The organism is Gordonia sp. LMA167 (assembly GCF_058130025.1).
The window spans coordinates 2584212-2598470 of record NZ_CM176708.1; the positions used below are offsets into that span (position 1 = coordinate 2584212).

Genomic DNA, 14259 nt, shown 5'->3' on the forward strand with positions numbered 1-14259 from the left:
GCCTGGCGGCTCGCGGGCTACTCGATCGGCGGGGGGTTGCTCGCGGGCTACTCGATCAGCGGGGACTATCAGAGCTTCTCGACGACGAAGTCGATGCACTGGGTCAGCCGCGAGATGTCGTCGGGCTCGATTGCCGGGAACATCCCGATGCGCAGCTGGTTGCGGCCGAGCTTTCGGTACGGCTCGGTGTCGACGACACCGTTGGCCCGGAGCGTCTTGGCCACGGCGGCGGCGTCCACCTCGTCGTCGAAATCGATGGTGCCCACCACCTGGCTGCGCTGCGACGGATCGGCGACGAATGGTGTCGCGTAGTCGCTGGCCTCGGCCCAGGAGTACAGCCGTGAACTCGAGTCGGCGGTCCGTGAGACGCACCAGTCCAGGCCGCCCTGTCCGAGCATCCACTGGATCTGGTTGTCGAGCAGGAGCAGCGAGGCTACTGCCGGGGTGTTGTAGGTCTGGTTCTTGCTGCTGTTGTCGACGGCGGTCGGCAGTGACAGGAACTCCGGGCACCAACGGTCGGTCTCGGCGATCTGCGCGATCCGCTCGAGCGCACGAGGGCTCATCAACGCGATCCAGATCCCGCCATCGGAGGCGAAGCACTTCTGCGGCGCGAAGTAGTAGACATCGGCGTCGGCGACATTGACCGGGAGACCGCCCGCACCGGAGGTCGCGTCGATCGCGACGAGTGCGTCATCCGAGCCTGCGGGGCGTGTCACCGGCACTGCGACACCGGTCGAGGTCTCGTTCTGGGCCCAGCCGATCAGGTCGATACCGCCGAAGTCCTCGGAGGTCAGCGCGGCCGGGTCAGGGGCGGTGCCGGGATCGGTGGAGATCACCGACGGCGAATCCAGGAAGGGGGCCTTCTTGGCGACCGTCGCGAACTTGGACGAGAACTCTCCGTAGGTCAGATGCAGCGACCGCTGCTTGATCAGCCCGAAGGCGGCGGCGTCCCAGAACGCGGTGGTGCCGCCGTTGGAGAGGACGACCTCGTAGCCGTCGGGGAGCGCGAACAGTTCTGACATGCCGGCGCGGATGGACCCGACGACGTTCTTGACCGGTGCCTGCCGATGACTGGTGCCGAACACCGACGCGCCGGTGTCGACCAGGGACTGGAGCTGTTCGGGGCGCACCTTCGACGGCCCGCAGCCGAAGCGGCCGTCCGACGGCAGGAGGTCGGCGGGGATCGTGATCGGTGCGGTTGCGGTGTCACTCATGCTGGCAATTCTAAGGTTGTGGCGCCGACCACCCGGGCTGCGGCCCCTTGTGGGCGGATTCTCCTGGTCCCGGCGGCATGAGCTGTCGGCACCCGCGCACCCGCTGTGGTCGCGCACGCCTCGCGACGTGCGTGGACACGTGCCGGGTGCGCGGATGGTGCGAACGCGCTCTTGACCCGGGCTGAACGCGTGTTTAATGTGTTGAACATGCGTTTAGTCGACGCGGATGACCGCTCCACCCGGGCACGTCTACGCGACACCGCCGTCGAAGTGTTCGCTCGCGACGGGTTCTCCGCGACCGTGCGGACCATCGCCGACTCTGCGGGGGTCAGTCCCGGTCTGGTCATCCACCACTTCGGCAGCAAGGAGAAGCTGCGCGCCGAGTGTGATGCGCACGTGTTGCGCCAGACGCGGGAGGCCAACGAACGGGGTCTCGAGTCGCAGCCGGGTGCTTCGGCATTTTCCGGATTCCTGGCGAAGATGGATTCGATCGACACCGACGGTCCTCGCATCGTTTATCTGATCCGCAGTCTGCAGGCCGGTGGCGAGATGGCACGCCAACTGCTCGAGCACCTGGCGCAGGATGCCGAGGCAACGTTCCGTGGCGGTGTCGCGGCAGGCACGATACGGCCCTCGCGTGACGAGGCGGCCAGGGCGCGCTACATGGTCGCGCAGTCGATGGGTGCGCTGCTGGTCGATGTGGTGATGAATCCGCCGGACGACTGGTCCGACGCGGGGGCGATCCTGCGGTCCTACGTCGATCGGGTCGTGGTGCCGGCGACCGAACTGGCGGTGCACGGGGTCATGGCCGATGACTCCCTGCTCGACGCGGTGTTGACCTACCGGGAGGAACATGATGCTGAACATGGCTGATGTGGTGATCGAGGTATCCGGTCTCCGAAAGAGATTCGGTACATTCGTCGCGCTCGACGGGCTGGATCTGACCGTGCGGCGCGGCGAGATCGCCGGCTTCCTCGGGCCCAACGGCGCGGGCAAGTCCACCACGATCCGAACGCTGCTGGGGATGTACCGGCCCGACGGTGGGCACGTCGAGGTGTTCGGAATGAACCCGATGGTCGATGCGGTGACGATCCATCGACGGCTCGCCTACGTTCCGGGCGACGTCAACCTGTGGCCGCAGCTTTCCGGCGGCGAATGTATCGACCTGCTCCTGTCCCTGCGAGGCGTGCGTCGCGAATCTGCCGCGCGCAAAGCGGAACTCATCGATCGGTTCGACCTCGACCCGACGAAGAAGGCGTCCACGTACTCGAAAGGCAACCGGCAGAAGGTCGCTCTGGTTGCTGCGCTGTCCGCTGAGTGTGAGTTGCTCGTGCTCGACGAGCCGACCTCGGGACTCGACCCGCTGATGACCCGTGAGTTCACCGATTGTGTCCGCGACGTCGCGGCCCGCGGTGCCGCGGTGCTCATGTCGAGCCATCTGCTCGACGAGGTCGAGCAACTCTGCGAGTCGGTCACCATCATCCGTGCCGGGAAGACCATCCAGTCCGGTCCGCTGGTCGAGTTGCGGCATCTGCGCCGGTCCCGGGTCACCGCGACGATCCGTTCGGGCGCCACCGATCTGGAATCGGTCGACGGCGTGCACGATTTCGTCGTCGACGGCCAGGCGGTCACCTTCACGGTCGAGGACTCAGGGCTGGGCGGCGTCACCCGGGTTCTCGCACAACACGACGTCACGAGCCTTGCCGTGGAGCCACCCAGCCTCGAGGAGTTGTTCCTACACGTCTACGACGACCGGACGGACATGCCGGCATGACCGCGACCACCACACCGACCCCGGTGGGGGTCGGGACCGACGCCGGAGTGACGCGCGAGTTCGCGCGCTTCGGGACGTTGTTTCGACTCGGGCTGCGGCGCGAGCGGATCATCGCTCCGGTCACCATCGCCCTCTTCGTCATCATCGACCTGTCCACCGCGAGGGCGATCACCGCGATGTACGGAACCACAGGGCAGCGTGCCGATCTCCAGCTCGGCCCCGGGTCCAACGCCGCATTCCGGTTCCTGCTGGGCGAACTGGATCATCTCGAGCCCACCGCAGCGCTGGTCTCGTGGCGTGCGGGTCTCTTCCTGATCGCGGCCCTCGGCGTCTGCGCGGCGTTGATGACGGTCCGCCAGACCCGCAAGGAGGAGGAGCTCGGACGAACCGAGCTCATCCGGGCCGGCGCGGTCGGCGGGCTCGCTCCCGCGGCGGCAGCGGTCTGTGTCGCGGCCGGCTTCACCGTGATCGTGTCGCTGGCGATGTCGCTGATCCTGGTCCCGATGGGAGCCGGGCCGGCCGATGTGGCGGCCGTGTTCGCCCAGTACGCGGCCACCGGTTTCGCCGCCATCGCCGTGGCATTGGTCGCTGCCCAGATCGCGACCACGTCGCACATCGCCAATCTCGCCGCGAGTTCGGTTGTGCTCGTGGGATATCTGCTGCGTGGTGCCGCCGACGCGACTGACGGGTGGGGGTGGCTGCGATGGTCGAATCCGATTGGTTGGGCAGAGGAGATCGATCCGTTCGGTGCGGACAACCTGCTTCCCGCCCTCCTGTCGCTGGCGGTCTTCGTGTTCGGACTCGTCGTGGCGGGATGGGTGGCGGTGCGGCGTGACCTGGGGGCAGGCCTGATCGCCCCGAGGGCGGGTCCGGCCGAGAGTGCCGGACTGACCAGCATCGAGGCCCTCGGCGTGCGCCTGTCCCGACCGCTGCTCATCTCCTGGATGGGCGGGCTGTTCGTCTATTCGCTGATCGTCGGTTTCATGCAGCCCTCCGTTGAGGATCTGACGAAGGGCAACCAGCAGTTCGATCAGATCCTGCGCGCGGCCCTCGGGGATGCCACCTTGAGCACCTTGTTCGGCATGACGATGATGGGATTCCTCGCGGTCGCATCGAGCGCCTGGGGAGTGAATCTCGCCGAACGGCTGCGGGCCGAAGAGACCGGTGCCCGCACCGAGGTGTTGCTCGCCACGCCGACCTCGCGCACCCGCTACTACCGGACGTATGTCGCCATCGCGGCGGGAGGCGCGGTCATCCTGATGGTCACCGTCGGGCTGGGCATGGTGATCGGGTCCGGAGTCGCCGGTGGCGGGTGGAGTACACCGGCGGTCAACGCGGTGCAGACGGGTGCCGCACAGCTCCCGGCAATCCTGGTCGTCGTCACACTCGCGCTCGCGCTGTATGCGATCCGGCCGGTGTTGGCGCATGTCGGCTGGATCGTCGTGGTCGTCTCGCTGTTCCTCGGCCCGCTGTCGGGCATGTTCGATCTACCGCAGTGGGTCGATGACCTGTCGCCCTTCACTCATTCACCGTTGGTGCCGGTGGAGTCGATGAACTGGACGCCCGTCGTGGTGATGCTCTGTGTGTCAGCGGTTTTCGCTACGGTTGGCTGGGTGAGCTTTCGACGTCGTCAGATTGGTTGATCAGTTCGTCCTCCACCGGGCCGGCGAGGTCGACATGCTCACCGAGGGGATCCTCGGGCTCGTCGTAGGAGCCCATCGAGAACGAACCGGTGTCCGGGTCGACGGTCACGGCGTGATGGGGAACCTCGTGGACGGCGACGATCAGACCGTCGTGCTCGGGCTGGTCGGCCTCCTCGGGCAACCCGGCGAACGTCGCGGAGATGGGTACCCGGTGTCGCTCGTGCCGATGCGCGCCCGGCGCGGGCTCGGTCTGCGCGAGTGTCCCGGTCCCGTCGCCGAGACTGAGATGCAGATACCTCGGACGCACCGCGAGGTCGTAGTGGAACGCGCGTAGCAGGGAGATGCAGGCGAGCACCATGACGATGGAGAACGGGACGGCGGTGGCGATGGACATCGTCTGCAACGCGGTCAGTGAATCGGTGCCACCGACCAGCAAGAGGACGGCGGCACACACACCTTCCAGCGCCGCCCAGTAGACCCGCGTCACCCACGGGGTCTCCATCTTTCCGCCGGTGGCGAGCATGTCGACCACCAGTGACCCGGAGTCCGACGAGGTCACGAAGAACATCACCACGACGATGATGGCGATCACGCTGGTGACCGCGGCCAGCGGAAAACCGTCGAGCAATTGGAACAACGAGGTGCTCGCGTTGACACTCCCGTCGTCGAGCATGTTGCCTTCCTGTTGCTGACGGAGAATGCCGGAGTCACCGAAGATCGTGAACCAGATGGCGCTGATGAACGTCGGCAGTAGCAGCACGCCGCTCACGAACTGACGGATGGTGCGGCCTCGCGAGATGCGCGCGATGAACATGCCCACGAAAGGCGCCCAGCTGATCCACCATCCCCAGTAGAAGATGGTCCACGAGCCCATCCACCCGTCGTCGGCGAACGGGGCGGTCCGCAGCATCAGCTCGGGCAGGCTGGCGATGTAGTTGCCCATGTTCTGTACCCAGGACTGCAGCAAGAACAGGGTCGAGCCGAGGATCAGGACGAAAGCGGCCAGGATTGCCGCCACCGCCATGTTGATGTTGGACAGCCAGCGCAGACCTTTGGTGACCCCGGTGACGACGGAGAAGATCGCCAGCCCGGTGATCGCGGTGATCATGATCACGACGACCCAGTTGTTGACGGTCAGCCAGCCCAGATACTCCAGGCCCGCGGAGATCTGCTGGATGCCGAAGCCCAACGAGGTGGCGACGCCGAACAGGGTGCCGACGATCGCGACGACGTCGACGAGATGTCCGATCCAGCCCTCGACCCGCTCGCGCCCGATGAGCGGCTCGAGCAGCCAGCGCACCGCCAGCGGACGCCCCTTGCGGAAGGTCATGTACGCGAGACCGAGTCCGACCACGACGTAGATGCCCCAGGCGTGCAGCCCCCAGTGGAACAGGGTCAGTTCCATCGCCTGGTTGGCCGCGGCATCCGTGGAGCCCTCGATGCCGCCGGCCTCCGGCGGGGTGACGTAGTGCGACAGTGGCTCGGCCACGCCGTAGAAGACCAGGCCGATGCCCATACCGGCGGCGAAGAGCATCGCAAACCACGACAGCACACCGAACTCGGGTTCCTCGTCGTCCTTACCGAGCTTGATGCTGCCGATGCGGCTGATCGCGCAGTACAGCGCGAAAATGACGAAGCCGGTGACGATCAGGATGTACCACCAGCCGACGCCGGAGGTGATCCAGTCGTTGAGCTGTTGGAAGGCGTCGGCCGCCGTGCTCGCGTAGATCACCGCGAAGGTCAGCAACGCGAAGATGATCAGTGATGCGGTCACGAACACCGGTTTGTGTTGTTCCCGCCAGGCATGGGCAAACATGTTCCGCTCCCTCTAAGAGCACTGCGCGGTCCTCATTCGGCGCGTCACGTTCGACCGTACTGCGGCGAATGCGTGGTCAGGCGGTGGAAGACGGACAATCGTTACGTTTGCTTTACCGTTTCCACGGTCGCTCTTTACCGACCCTACGACATCGCCTGCCCTGACGCGCGGCGCGGGAGCACAGGCGTGTGCGGCGGCGACAAGGCCCCGGATCAGAGGCCGGGCGCGGGTTTCACGTCGTTCCAGCCGGTGACGTCCTCCGGGCGGCGCGGTCCGGGACCGGTGTAGATGGCCGCAGGCCGGACCAGTTTGCCGAGCCGTTTCTGCTCCAGGACATGCGCGCACCATCCGGCGGTTCGGCCGCAGGTGAACATCGCCGGCATCATGTGCGGCGGCACCTCCGCGAAGTCGAGGATCACCGCCGCCCAGAACTCGACGTTCGTCTCGATCGCGCGGTCAGGTCGCCGCTCGCGGAGCTCGGTCAGGGCAGCCTGTTCGAGTGCGGCGGCCACCTCGTAGCGCGGGACGCCGAGCTCCTGCGCGGTGCGACGCAGCACCCGGGCGCGCGGGTCCTCGGCCCGGTAGACCCGGTGGCCGAAGCCCATCAACTTCTCCTTGCGGTCGAGCACACCCTTCACCAGACCACGTGCGTCGCCGGTGGTCTCCACCTCTTCGATCATGGGCAGCACCCGCGCCGGCGCGCCACCGTGCAGCGGGCCCGACATCGCGCCGATCGCACCCGACAACGCGGCCGCGACATCGGCGCCGGTCGACGCGATGACCCGCGCGGTGAACGTCGACGCATTGAGTCCGTGCTCGGCCGCGCTGACCCAATAGGCGTCGATGGCGCGGATGTGCTTGGGGTCCGGATCGCCCTTCCATCGGGTCATGAAGCGAGCCGTCACCGTGTCGCATTCGTCGATGACGTGCTGCGGCACGGCTGGTTGATGAATGCCGCGCGCCGACTGGGCGACGTAGGAGAGCGCCATGACCGAGGCCCGGGCGAGATTGGCACGCGCGGTGGCGTCGTCGATGTCGAGCAGCGGCTGGTAACCCCAGATGGGGGCCAGCATCGCGAGCGCGGCCTGGACATCGACCCGGACGTCGCCGGTGTGGATGGGCAGCGGGAACGGTTCGGCCGGTGGGAGCCCGTTGCCGAACCTGCCGTCGACCAACAGCGCCCACACGTCGGCAAAGGTGACGTTGTTCTCCACGAGGTCTTCGATGTCGACGCCGCGATACCGCAGGTTTCCGCCGTCCTTGTCGGGTTCGGCGATCTCGGTGGTGAACGCGACCACACCTTCCAGGCCGGGTACGAAGTCGTCGGGAACTGTGTTGGACATCGATACCGCCTAACGTCGACGCTGTGCCGTGGTGGAGCGCGTGGGAAACACTGAGGACTCTAAATCAGGTGCCATGAGCCGTCATACCGGAGAGTAACAATGCCTCGCGGAGTAGCCTCTCGAAAATGGCGGATCAACCGATAGACCTGCCGAACATGCGTGTCGGCTATGGCGGTGGCATACCGCCGAACGTCGGGGAGGGGGACCGCGCCGCGGGTGCGGACGGTGTCCGTGAGAATCTCGATCCGTCCTGGCTGCGTGGTGATCCGCCCTGGCTCGACCTGTTCACCGTCTGGCTGCGCGAGGCGATCGACTCGCGGATCGCCGAACCCAACGCCATGGTGCTCGGGACCGCCGACGCCGGGGGCAGGCCGTCGACGCGCGCGGTCCTCTGCAAGGGTGCCGATGCCGGCGGGATCGTCTTCTACACCGGTTACGATTCCGACAAGGGCCAGGATCTCGCGGCCAATCCGTATGCCGCGGTGACATTTCCGTGGATCGCCCTGGAGCGCCAGGTGCACTTCCGGGGGCCGGTGGAACATGTCACACCCGAGGAGACCCAGGAGTACTGGTACATGCGGCCCCGGGGGTCGCAGCTGTCCGCGTTCGCGTCCGAGCAGTCGCAGCCGATCGGCAGCCGCGCCGAACTCGAGGCCCGTGCCGCCGCGGTGGCCGACCGGTTCGGCGGCTTCGATTCCGTCGACGAGGTGCCCGTACCGCCGACCTGGGGTGGGTACCGCCTGGTGCCACAGGTCGTCGAGTTCTGGCAGGGCAGGGCGAACCGGTTGCACAACCGGGTCCGGCTGACGTGGGTCGACGATGGTTGGCGGGTGCAGCGGCTGCAGCCGTGAGGTGCGCCCAGGCGACGTCGGGGTCCGCACTGACCTCCGCACCCAACTTCCCACTGAACTCCGCCCGGCACGGCGCCGCCGCCGGCGAAATGCCGACCGCCGCACTGTCTGGGGCGGTTTTGGGTAGGGGAGCCGTGCCGACCGCGGCAATCGTTACCTCCACTAAACTTCGCTGGTGCCCCGCTTGCTCGCCGACACCAGCCCGCTCGCCAACGCATATTTCCGTCGGCTGTGGACGGCGAACATCATCACCGTCATCGGTGCACAGCTCACGGTCGTGGCCGTACCCGCGCAGATCTACCAGATCACCGGCAGCTCCGCGTATGTCGGTCTGACCGGCGTCTTCGGCCTGGTTCCGCTGATCGTGTTCGGACTCTGGGGCGGTGCGTTGTCCGATGTCTTCGACCGCCGGCTGATCCTGATCATCAGCACCTTCGGCCTCATCGGATGCAGTGCGGTGTTCTGGCTGCAGGCGGCGCTCGATGTCGGGAATGTCTGGCTCTTGTTGTGCGTCTTCGCCGTTCAGCAGGCGTTCTTCGCGGTGAACCAGCCGACGCGAACGGCGGTGCTGCCGCGCCTGCTGCCGTTGACCGAACTTCCGGCGGCCAACTCCTTGAACATGACCGTCATGCAGGCCGGCGCCATCGCAGGACCGCTCGCCGGTGGTGCGCTGATCCCGGTCCTCGGCTACTCCACGCTCTACCTGGTGGACACGATCGGCCTGTTCGCCACGCTGTGGGCGGTGATCCGGTTGCCGTCGCTCAAGCCCGAACACACACCCGGTGAGCGTCGGCCCGTCGCCGGATTACGTTCGGTCCTCGACGGTTTCATCTACCTGCGCGATCATCGCGTGCTGTTGGCCAGCTTCCTCGTCGACCTGATCGCGATGATCTTCGGCATGCCGCGTGCCCTGTTCCCGCAGATGGCGAACGAGAACTTCGGCGGGCCGGAGGGTGGCGGATGGGCTTTCGCCCTGCTCTTCGCGGCGATTCCGCTGGGTGCGGTGATCGGCGGAGTGTTCTCCGGCTGGGTCGGGCGGGTGCGTCGGCAGGGGCTCGCGGTCATCGTGTGCATCCTGATCTGGGGTGCAGCGATCACCGTGGCCGGGTGTGCCCTGTTCTTCGCCCACGGAACCGCGTTGCCGATCCTGCCCGTGGTGGTCGTCGCGCTGATGGTGGGAGGGGCCGCGGACATGGCCTCGGCGGCGTTTCGCCAGACCATGTTGCAGGCGGCCGCGACCGACGAGGTGCGCGGCCGGTTGCAGGGCGTGTTCATCGTGGTGGTCGCCGGCGGCCCGCGAATCGCGGACGTCACACACGGGGCGGCGGCCGCGGTCGTCGGCACCGCGGTGGCGACCGCGGGCGGCGGTATCGGTGTGATCGTCTTGACCATCGTTGCCGCGCTGGCCATTCCGGCGTTCGTCCGGTACCGCGCCGGACAGCTCGCGTGACCTCGCAAGTCGTGACCGGCGTGCGCGGCGACCTGCCTGATCAGCGAGATCGCTGATTCGGTGCCACTATGGGAGCCATGAGCGCGGTAGTCGACCACCCCGCGGGGACCTTTTCGGTGCCGGTCATCGACATCACCCCGTACACGGCCAACGGGAGCGCGGCCGAGCGTGCGGTGGTGGCCACTCAGCTCGATGACGCGGCGAGTACCGTCGGCTTCATCCAGATCGTCGGCCACGAGATCCCGCCGGCCGTCATCGACGAGTTCACGGCGGTGATGGACGACTTCTTCGCGCTGCCACTCGACGCCAAGAAGGCCTATCGCACGCCGCCCGAGATCAATCGCGGTTATTCGCCGCCGAAGTCGGAGTCGCTGTCGTTGAGCCTCGGCGTCGAGCCGGCCGATCGTATGAACGATTTCTTCGAGGCGTTCAACGTCGGTGTGGAGGCGACGGCCTATCCCGACCTCGACCTCCCCGACGATCAGTACGCCGGCAACACCTGGCCATCGGTCGACCACTTCGAGGCGGCGGTGTCGGCCTATTTCGCCGAGGCCTCTCGCGTGGCCCACGCGCTGACCCGCATCTTCGCCGACGCACTCGACCTTCCGCCCGACTTCTTCGACAGCTACACCGATCATTCGCTCGACGTCCTGCGGATGAACAACTACGCGCTCCCGCCCGGCGAGGTGAAACTGGACGGGGACCTCACGGGTATGGGCGAGCACACCGACTATGGCATCGTCACGGTGTTGTGGGCCGACCAGGTGAAGGGCCTGCAGGTGCTCGACCGGCACGGTGATTGGCACGATGTGGAGCCGGTCGATGGCGCTCTGCTGATCAACCTGGGCGACCTGATGGCGCGCTGGACCAACGAGCGCTGGATGTCGACGTTGCACCGGGTCAAGCCGCCGGTCGTCGACGGGTCCATCGAGCGACGTCGTTCGGCGGCGTTCTTCCACGACGGCAACATCGACGCGACGATCTCGACCCTGCCGTCCTGTGTGGGTGCCGGCAGCCGATACTCGCCGATCACCGTCGGCGAGCACATCGGCGCCAAGCTTGCGGGTTCACGTGCCGGACAATCGAATCCATACGCCCGGCGGGAGGCGCAGCGGGTCCGTCAGGCGATGCAACGAGGGTTGGGCCAGCAGTAGGGGCAGGTGTGTGGGCGGGATCTCGATACGGCTCCTCGCTGCGCTCGTCGCCTACTCGATCAGCGGGGGAGGGCGTGATCTCGATAAGGCTGTCGCCTACTCGATCAGCGGGGAGGGTGGGATCTCGATAAGGCTGTCGCCTACTCGATCAGCGGGGAGGGCGTGATCTCGATACGGCTCCTCGCTGCGCTCGTCGCCTACTCGATCAGCGGAGAGAGGGGCGCTCGTCGCCTACTCGATCAGCGGAGAGGGGCGCTCCTCGCTTATCGATCAGCGGAGAGAGGCGCTCGTCGCCTACTCGATCAGCGGAGGATGGCTCAGCGGGGGAGGGAATCACAGGGCGGGACGCTCAACTGGTGCTGACCCGGCCCGGGTAGGTGGCCCGGCGCGCGGCGTGCACGGGGCAGTAGTGCATCGGGTTGTCGTGCTCGGCCTCCGGCGGGAGGTTACGGGTGGGGGTCTGCACCAGCGGCGCATCCGTGGCGACACGGCCGGTCACCCGATCCCAGGCGTCACGTGGTCGCGGATGGCGCAGGAGGCGTTTCGGCAGCGCACGGTGCATCACGAGATTGATCGCGCGGCCCAGCAGTCGGAACCGGCGTTCATCGCGTTCGGTCCAGGACAGGCCCATCATCTCGCGGACCGGCTCGTCGTAGAACCCGGTGGTGAGCCAGGTGAAGAAGCGCTGATTGGTCGGTGCCATGCGCCGGAACCAGATCGACTCCGGGATGAACCGGAGGAACGGGGGCGGCGGCAGCTGACCGATGTCGAGCACCGTGCGCACCGCTGGATGATCGCGAAGAACGTTGCGACACATGTGGTCCCAGTAGTCGAGGAAATCCTCGTAGGTCTCTGGGACGGGACGCATCGACACGCCGTACATCGCGTACCAGGCCTTGGACTCCTCGAACAGTTGACGCTTCTGATCGTCGCTGAGCCACGGGCCGAATCGTTCACACAAGCGGACGTTGCCGTACCAGAAGGTGGCGTGCGCCCAGTAGAAGACGTCCGGATCGAGCGCGTGATAGCGCGAGCCGTCCTCCATGGTCCCCTTGATGTCACGGTGATAGTCCCGGACCTCGCGTCCGGTCGTGTTGCCCACCGCAACGCTGTCGAACACCACGCCGCTGATGGGATAGAGCGAGCGCATCAGGCGCTGCCACCGCTCGCCGAAGAAGTCCGAGTGATCCCAGACGGCGGCGCCCAACTTCGGGTGCATGTTCTGCATCGAGCCCGCCCACAGCCCCTGGAACATGCCCGTCCAGGTGCCCCAGATCTGCCACGTCAGCGAGTCGGGGCCCAACGGCTCGTAGTCCTCGGCGCGTGGACCGCGCACGTCACGCGGGTCGTCGGTCGCGCCATCGGGAGTGGTCGTCAGCACCTCGGTCATGAGACGAAAGACTAGAATCGTCTCAGCGGGGTGTCAATCGGGAGGATGCCGGCGCGTCACCGTTCCCGGAATCGGACCAGCCGGCCGGCGACGAGCTGGGCGGTGAGGTCGATCGCGCCGGATGTCAGGACGGCGACCACCGGATAGCCGCCGGTCACCGGATGGTCGGCGAGGAACAGGACGGGACGGCCGCTGGGCGGGATCTGCACCGCACCGTGCGGCACGCCCTCCGAGGCCAACTCGTCACTATCGGATCGATGTGTCACGAGCGGCTCCTCCGAGCCGGTCGGACGATCGAGACGCACGCCGACCCGGTTGCTGTCGACGCTGACCTCCCACAACCCGCGCAGCAGGTCGCGGGGCGACGCCACCTGGTCGCGGCGGGGTCCGGCGGTGATCTCGAGCTCCGCGACGTCGGAATCGTCGTTGGCCACCGGCGCGGAGGACACCGTCGGCCACGCGCCGGCCACCACACCCACCAACAGTCGCGAGCCGGCGCGCAACGGCTCCGGTCCGAGGCCGGAGAGCGTATCGGTGGATCGTGACCCCAAGACCTGGGCGACGTCGATGCCCCCGCGCACGGCGACGTAGTTGCGACAGCCCGACCTCGGGATACCGACGGCGAGCTCGGACCCGTGGGGCACCGTGATCGCGGCGTCGGTACCGACCGGTGAGCCGTCGACGAGCACGTCGGCACGTGCCCCGGTCACCGCGGTCACGAGCACGCCGGTCGCGCGAATGCGTAAGCCGCCCATGGTCGTCTCGATGACGGCGGCGGATTCCGGATTGCCGACGAGACGATTCGCGAGGGTCATGGAGGTTCGGTCGGCGCCGCCCGACACGGGTACCCCGAGGTGGGAGTAGCCCGGCCGTCCCAGGTCCTGGACCGTGGCAAGCGGTCCGGGCTCGGCGACGATGAGCGCCTTCGTCTGTGCCTCGGTCATCCGTCGACGAACCTCACCAGTGATCCCGGCTCCAGCAGAGCTGGGGGAGTGGCGGTCTCGTCCCACAGGGTGATCGTGGTCGAGCCCAGCAGATGCCATCCGCCGGGGCTGACGCGGGGATAGACCGCACTGTAGCCGGCGGCGAGGGCGACCGAGCCCGCCGGAACCCGGGTCCTTGCCTCGTCGCGCCGGCCGACGTGCTCAAACGGATGGTCCGGAACATCGTGCGGCACAAGGTAACCGAACCCCGGAGCGAAACCCATGAACTGCACCCGCCACACCGTGGACCGGTGGATCTCGATGACGTCGTCGACGGTGATGCCGAGAATGTCGGCGACGCCGGCGAGGTCGGGGCCGTCGTAGGTCACCGGGATGCGGACCTCACGCGGCGTCGAATCCTCGTCCGCGATGTCGGCCAGACCGCGAAGAGCCCGATGAATACCGAGGATGTCGACACCGCTGCCGCGTTCGGACTGCACGAGGAGGGTCTGTCCACTCGGGATCAGGTCAGCGACCTGCAAGGCGCCGGACTCGACGGCGCGGCGCAGTGCCGACGCCGCACGGCCGACGGCAGCCTGTGGGGCCGGTTCGGCGGAGAAATCGAGCAACACCGCATCGAATCCGGCGGGCAACTCTCGCATATGCCCAACCTACCGGCGCCGATGCGCACAAGTGGCACC

12 protein-coding genes are annotated in these 14259 nt (G+C 67.1%); 6 read left to right on the plus strand and 6 right to left on the minus strand.

The window, feature by feature from the left end:
- Positions 1-68 precede the first annotated feature (68 nt).
- On the minus strand, positions 69-1214 hold the full coding sequence (gene serC, locus ACVT6V_RS11675) for a phosphoserine transaminase (protein WP_489899898.1): 1146 nt from the start codon (positions 1212-1214) through the stop codon (positions 69-71).
- Between the two features lie 207 nt (positions 1215-1421).
- Here serC and ACVT6V_RS11680 point away from each other — a divergent pair, with 207 nt between their 5' ends.
- The 3 genes from ACVT6V_RS11680 to ACVT6V_RS11690 are packed head-to-tail and all read left to right on the plus strand — an operon-like array spanning position 1422 to position 4631.
- Positions 1422-2087: a TetR/AcrR family transcriptional regulator gene (locus ACVT6V_RS11680; protein WP_489899899.1), complete on the plus strand. Its 666-nt coding sequence runs from the start codon at positions 1422-1424 to the stop codon at positions 2085-2087.
- Complete coding sequence (locus ACVT6V_RS11685; protein ID WP_489899900.1) at positions 2080-2988, plus strand: ABC transporter ATP-binding protein; 909 nt, start codon at positions 2080-2082, stop codon at positions 2986-2988. The genes ACVT6V_RS11680 and ACVT6V_RS11685 overlap by 8 nt, the downstream gene beginning before the upstream one ends.
- Entirely contained in the window at positions 2985-4631 is a 1647-nt protein-coding gene (locus ACVT6V_RS11690) for an ABC transporter permease (protein WP_489899901.1), read from the plus strand. Before ACVT6V_RS11685 ends, ACVT6V_RS11690 begins: the two co-directional genes overlap by 4 nt.
- On the opposite strand, the gene ACVT6V_RS11695 is transcribed toward ACVT6V_RS11690, so the two are convergent.
- Both ACVT6V_RS11695 and ACVT6V_RS11700 read right to left on the minus strand, forming a co-directional pair.
- Positions 4588-6447: a BCCT family transporter gene (locus tag ACVT6V_RS11695; protein ID WP_489899902.1), complete on the minus strand. Its 1860-nt coding sequence runs from the start codon at positions 6445-6447 to the stop codon at positions 4588-4590. The two genes, ACVT6V_RS11690 and ACVT6V_RS11695, sit on opposite strands and share 44 nt — an antisense overlap.
- Positions 6448-6659: 212 nt before the next feature.
- Complete coding sequence (locus tag ACVT6V_RS11700; RefSeq protein ID WP_489899903.1) at positions 6660-7790, minus strand: citrate synthase 2; 1131 nt, start codon at positions 7788-7790, stop codon at positions 6660-6662.
- Between the two features lie 125 nt (positions 7791-7915).
- Here ACVT6V_RS11700 and pdxH point away from each other — a divergent pair, with 125 nt between their 5' ends.
- From pdxH to ACVT6V_RS11715, 3 genes are all read left to right on the plus strand, one after another.
- Positions 7916-8641: a pyridoxamine 5'-phosphate oxidase gene (gene pdxH, locus ACVT6V_RS11705; protein ID WP_489899904.1), complete on the plus strand. Its 726-nt coding sequence runs from the start codon at positions 7916-7918 to the stop codon at positions 8639-8641.
- A gap of 175 nt (positions 8642-8816) precedes the next feature.
- Entirely contained in the window at positions 8817-10091 is a 1275-nt protein-coding gene (locus tag ACVT6V_RS11710; protein ID WP_489899905.1) for an MFS transporter, read from the plus strand.
- Positions 10092-10159: 68 nt separating this feature from the next.
- Positions 10160-11245 carry an isopenicillin N synthase family dioxygenase gene (locus ACVT6V_RS11715; protein WP_489899906.1) on the plus strand — a complete coding sequence of 362 codons (1086 nt, stop codon included), beginning with the start codon at positions 10160-10162 and terminating at the stop codon, positions 11243-11245.
- Positions 11246-11594: 349 nt separating this feature from the next.
- Here ACVT6V_RS11715 and ACVT6V_RS11720 read toward each other — a convergent pair whose 3' ends face one another.
- From ACVT6V_RS11720 to ACVT6V_RS11730, 3 genes are read right to left on the minus strand one after another with little or no spacing between them, the layout of a single operon-like run.
- On the minus strand, positions 11595-12635 hold the full coding sequence (locus ACVT6V_RS11720) for an oxygenase MpaB family protein (protein ID WP_489899907.1): 1041 nt from the start codon (positions 12633-12635) through the stop codon (positions 11595-11597).
- Positions 12636-12691: 56 nt separating this feature from the next.
- The gene (locus tag ACVT6V_RS11725; RefSeq protein ID WP_489899908.1) at positions 12692-13579 is read right to left on the minus strand and encodes a 5-oxoprolinase subunit C family protein; all 888 of its coding nucleotides are present in this window, start codon (positions 13577-13579) and stop codon (positions 12692-12694) included.
- Positions 13576-14220, minus strand: coding sequence for a 5-oxoprolinase subunit B family protein (locus ACVT6V_RS11730; protein WP_489899909.1), 645 nt, complete (start codon positions 14218-14220; stop codon positions 13576-13578). Before ACVT6V_RS11730 ends, ACVT6V_RS11725 begins: the two co-directional genes overlap by 4 nt.
- Positions 14221-14259: the final 39 nt, after the last annotated feature.

Coding starts and splice junctions, on each gene's coding strand:
- serC (WP_489899898.1), bottom strand. CDS start 1,214: ATGAGTGACACCGCAACCGCACCGATCACGATCCCCGCCGACCTCCTG.
- ACVT6V_RS11680 (WP_489899899.1), top strand. CDS start 1,422: ATGCGTTTAGTCGACGCGGATGACCGCTCCACCCGGGCACGTCTACGC.
- ACVT6V_RS11685 (WP_489899900.1), top strand. CDS start 2,080: ATGGCTGATGTGGTGATCGAGGTATCCGGTCTCCGAAAGAGATTCGGT.
- ACVT6V_RS11690 (WP_489899901.1), top strand. CDS start 2,985: ATGACCGCGACCACCACACCGACCCCGGTGGGGGTCGGGACCGACGCC.
- ACVT6V_RS11695 (WP_489899902.1), bottom strand. CDS start 6,447: ATGTTTGCCCATGCCTGGCGGGAACAACACAAACCGGTGTTCGTGACC.
- ACVT6V_RS11700 (WP_489899903.1), bottom strand. CDS start 7,790: ATGTCCAACACAGTTCCCGACGACTTCGTACCCGGCCTGGAAGGTGTG.
- pdxH (WP_489899904.1), top strand. CDS start 7,916: ATGGCGGATCAACCGATAGACCTGCCGAACATGCGTGTCGGCTATGGC.
- ACVT6V_RS11715 (WP_489899906.1), top strand. CDS start 10,160: ATGGGAGCCATGAGCGCGGTAGTCGACCACCCCGCGGGGACCTTTTCG.
- ACVT6V_RS11720 (WP_489899907.1), bottom strand. CDS start 12,635: ATGACCGAGGTGCTGACGACCACTCCCGATGGCGCGACCGACGACCCG.
- ACVT6V_RS11725 (WP_489899908.1), bottom strand. CDS start 13,579: ATGACCGAGGCACAGACGAAGGCGCTCATCGTCGCCGAGCCCGGACCG.
- ACVT6V_RS11730 (WP_489899909.1), bottom strand. CDS start 14,220: ATGCGAGAGTTGCCCGCCGGATTCGATGCGGTGTTGCTCGATTTCTCC.